At 56.9% G+C, this 3,241-nt stretch carries 3 protein-coding genes; all 3 read left to right on the forward strand.

Annotation, left to right across the window (positions count from 1 at the left end; translation table 11 throughout):
* The first annotated feature begins 210 nt into the window (after positions 1-210).
* The 3 genes from ACTQ3V_RS15345 (at position 211) to ACTQ3V_RS15355 (ending at position 3,019) form a co-directional block, all read left to right on the forward strand.
* Complete coding sequence (locus ACTQ3V_RS15345; RefSeq protein WP_441468258.1) at positions 211-729, forward strand: peptidylprolyl isomerase; 519 nt, start codon at positions 211-213, stop codon at positions 727-729.
* A gap of 21 nt (positions 730-750) precedes the next feature.
* Positions 751-1,488 (forward strand): hypothetical protein, encoded by a 738-nt coding sequence (locus ACTQ3V_RS15350; protein WP_441468259.1) that lies wholly within the window; start codon positions 751-753, stop codon positions 1,486-1,488.
* Between the two features lie 169 nt (positions 1,489-1,657).
* A complete protein-coding gene (locus tag ACTQ3V_RS15355; protein WP_441468260.1) occupies positions 1,658-3,019 on the forward strand; it encodes an esterase/lipase family protein in 1,362 nt (453 codons plus the stop codon).
* Positions 3,020-3,241 lie beyond the last annotated feature (222 nt).

Here is a 3,241-nt window from a genome sequence, read left to right on the forward strand (position 1 = left end):
TATGGCCCCCTCTCGTCAAGTTAAGTGTAGCAACTCAACTTTAACCGATGAGGCCTTATCCTTCATCCCTTTTTTATTCAACTGTCCAAGATGTATTGTACTCCTACAAAGCATAGAGTTTCATTATGGAAACATTGCTTGCTGTTTCACGGGAAATTTGTTACAATACATATATATACGTTTAAAATCGCAATAATGGAGTGATATACCATGAGCAACCCGATTATTACCATCGAAATGGAGCAGGGCGGCGTGATTCGCGCGGAGCTGTATCCTGAGGTCGCCCCTAATACGGTTCGCAATTTTATTTCCCTGATTGAAAAGGGCTTTTATAACGGCACGATTTTTCACCGCGTCATTCCGGGCTTCATGATCCAGGGCGGCGACCCGGATGGCACCGGCATGGGTGGCCCGGGTTATGAAATTCGTGGCGAATTTACTGCAAACGGCTTTCAAAATGATTTGAACCATACCCGCGGCGTGCTTTCCATGGCGCGCACAATGGCGCCGGATTCCGCGGGTAGCCAGTTCTTCATCATGACAGAGGATTCGCCCCACCTTGACGGTCAGTATGCCTCCTTCGGCATGGTTATTGAAGGCATGGATGTGGTGGATGGCATTGTCAACGCCCCGCGCGACTGGCATGACCGCCCCCGTCAGGAACAGAAAATGAAAACCGTCACCGTCGATACGATGGGTGTGGAGTACGAGCAGCCAGAAACCCTGTAAGCAGAAAGAAGGGGAACGGTATTGTATTATACCAATAAAGAGATTTTTGTCCTGTCCTCGGTCGGCTGTATGGACACCGAACCGGACGGGCTGGAATCCATCCTCGCCGGAAATGAAGAGGGAGCCAAGGGCTGCTGTCTGTCAGTGGATATGACCGCGGACGGCATTGCAGTGCTTTCGTCGGATGGCTATTGCGTGGCGGCGGACGGCACACGGATGAGCATTGCCGATTTCAGCTATACGGAGCTGCATCAGGTGGCGCCGCAGCTCATTCCGGCCGGACAGGCCATTGAGCTGGCGCGTACCTGTCAGGCCAAAATTGCGATAACGGTACATAACCAGACGCTGCTGCCGCAGCTGCGCATGACGCTGCGGCATGTGAACTATCTGGACGATACGATTTTTGTCGGTTTAGGATTGGTAGAGGCGGCTCGCATCGCAGTTGCCAATCCGGATTTGCACATTATGGGTGAGCTGCCCGCGCTGCCGGACAATGTCGACGCATTGGTACAGGCGGCACAGACGACCGGCTTGTTTGGCATACGCGCTGCCGCAGGGGACTTGACACCGAGATTGGTCAATGCCTGCAGACAGGCAGGCTTGTTTACCATGAGTTTGCCGACCAACAACGAGCGCACGCTGGCCGGACTCATCCACCGTGGGGTCAACTTTATCGAAACCGGACGGCCGGACGTTACCTCCATGCTATTGCCGGCGGGTGAGTCCGAGCCGCATCCGTTTCCGCTCATACGGTATTGAACGAGCAAGGCGCGCGCGATGAGGGCGCTGCTCCATATTGGGAAAAAGCGGGGCGTCTGTTCCCAGCTTTTGCGATAACAGGCCGCGTAAGCGACCTGTTTTCTGTATCAGGCAGCAGGAAAGGATGCTGCCGCGCCGCTTGATCGGCGCACGCAAGGGGGAAGGAGAAATGAGGTATTTCACACGGCTGCTGCGCGTGCTGACGGTATTCTGTCTGGCAAACTATCTGCTGCTGTTCACCGAGGTGATGCCGCTGCCCGGCCTGCCTGCGGCGGGTGTGCTGCTCGCGCTGCTGGTTGGTTATTTGGTTATCCATATTCGGCCGTGTCGCGCGCCGGGTGCGACGCGCCGTATGCGTGTGCTGTTGGGCGGCTATGAGCTGCTGCTGACAGCGTTTTTGTCCATTGCGGCAACCGGTGCACTGTGGCTGACGCTGTATAGCACCGGCGGACTGAACGACCGCATGCCCGGCCTGCCACGGTGGGTGCCCGTTGTCGTTGACCTGCTGATAGGGCTGCCTGTGATAGGGCTGCTGGTGCTGAACGGCTTTTTCCGCGTGCTTGTCACTTGCAATCGGCTGCGTATCGTCTGGCGTGTGCTGCTGCTGTTTGGCTGGTGGATACCGGTGTTTAACCTGTACCTGTTTTACCGCGTGCTGCGCGCGGCGCACAACGAATATTACTTCAACCTCGGACGGCTCGAGCGCGAAGCCGTTCATGCCGAAAATGAGGATTGCCGTACCAAATACCCGATTATGCTGGTACACGGCATCTTTTTCCGGGACTGGCAGCATGTCAACTATTGGGGCCGTATCCCGCAGGCCCTACAGAAATGCGGCGCGACGCTGTATTACGGCGGGCAGCAGTCTGCCGCGCCGGTGGCTGTATCGGCCGCCGAGCTCAAGGCGCGCATCGAGGCCGTGCTGGCCGAGACTGGGGCGGAAAAGATCAATCTGATTGCACACTCCAAGGGCGGGCTGGACAGCCGCTATGCGATCTCGCGGCTGGGGCTTGCACCGTATGTCGCCTCGCTGACCACGATCAACACCCCGCACCGCGGCTGTGTGTTCGCCCAGCACCTGCTGGAGACGCTGCCGAAGGGCGTACTGCATTGGATGGAGCGTCGCTATAACGCAATCTTCCATGCGCTGGGTGATACAAAGCCGGATTTTATGGGCGGCGTGCGCGATCTGGCGGCCGACGCCTGCGCCGCGTTCAACGATAAGACGCCTGATGCCGACGGGGTCTGCTACCAGAGTGTGATGAGCACGATGCGCAGCCCGAAAAGCGCTTGCTTTCCGCTGAATCTGACCTGGAGGCTGGTCAATCGCTATGACAAGGAGCCGAATGACGGCTTGGTTGCGCGCTCCTCAGCCGAATGGGGGCATTTTCTCGGCAACCTGACCGTGCCGGGCAAGCGGGGCATCTCCCATGGCGACGTGATCGACCTGATGCGTGAGGACATTACGGGCTTCGATGTGCGTGAGTTTTATATCGAGCTGGTTCGCGGTCTGAAAAAGCGCGGGCTGTGAAGCGAAGCCCGGCGCACGGGCTGTCATACCCACTCCACAAAGCAGCCGCATCCGTGCGGCTCTTTTTTTGTTCTGCGCGTCAACTTAGGCAAGGTCGCGCAGACTGCGGCGTTTTTGTAGGTTTGTCAAACATATTGGACAGAGAACTCTAAGGGAGAAAACCAACCTAGAGGCCTCATGGGAAAGTTGTTGGAGTGGCGATTATGGATAGCGAGCTGCTTG

It is taken from the genome of Candidatus Agathobaculum pullicola, from assembly GCF_052117205.1.
Classification (GTDB): domain Bacteria; phylum Bacillota; class Clostridia; order Oscillospirales; family Butyricicoccaceae; genus Agathobaculum; species Agathobaculum pullicola.

Coding starts and splice junctions, on each gene's coding strand:
- ACTQ3V_RS15355 (WP_441468260.1), top strand. CDS start 1,658: ATGAGGTATTTCACACGGCTGCTGCGCGTGCTGACGGTATTCTGTCTG.
- ACTQ3V_RS15345 (WP_441468258.1), top strand. CDS start 211: ATGAGCAACCCGATTATTACCATCGAAATGGAGCAGGGCGGCGTGATT.